A 680-nucleotide genomic window follows, 5' to 3' on the forward strand; every position below is an offset into this window, starting at 1 on the left:
GATGGGTGTACGTTCGGCCGCGTGATCGTCGTCGCCGGAGAAGCCCTCATCGACCTGGTCCCGGAGCGTGCCGGTGACCGGCTGGGCCCCCTGTCGCCCCGGCGTGGCGGCGGCCCGTACAACACGGCGGTGGCCCTGGGACGGCTCGGCGCCGAGGCCGCCTTCTGCTCCCGGGTGTCGACGGACGGCTTCGGCGAGGCCCTGCTCGACGGGCTGCGCGCCGCCGGTGTCGACACCTCGCTGGTCCAGCGCGGCCCCGAGCCGACGACGCTGGCGGTGGCGACGGTCGGGGCGGACGGCGGCGCCGGCTACGGCTTCTACGCCTCCGGAACCGCGGACCGCCTCTTCGAACTCCCGCCCGCGCTCCCCTCCGGCGTACGCGCGCTGGCGCTCGGCACGTGTTCGCTGGTCCTGGAGCCCGGGGCGAGCGCGTACGAGGCGCTGCTGCGGCGGGAGTCGGGGCGGGGCCTGTTCACCCTGCTGGACCCGAACATCCGTCCCGGCCTGATCCCGGACCCGGACGCCTACCGGGCCCGCTTCCGCTCCTGGCTGCCGTACGTGTCCCTGCTGAAGCTGTCCGAGGAGGACGCGGCGTGGCTGGGCGGCGGGGTACGGGAGTGGCTGGCGGCGGGCCCGGTAGGCGTCCGGGTCCGGGATCAGGCCGGGACGGATGTTCGGGT

General features: G+C 75.7%; 1 protein-coding gene. It reads left to right on the top strand.

The window, feature by feature from the left end; genetic code table 11:
* Positions 1-21: 21 nt before the first annotated feature.
* On the top strand, positions 22-680 hold a 659-nt coding region (locus ACJA3G_RS38100), incomplete at its 3' end, for a PfkB family carbohydrate kinase (RefSeq protein ID WP_406557563.1).

The sequence above is a fragment of the Streptomyces sp. YS-3 genome (assembly GCF_045257485.1).
Taxonomy (GTDB): domain Bacteria; phylum Actinomycetota; class Actinomycetes; order Streptomycetales; family Streptomycetaceae; genus Streptomyces.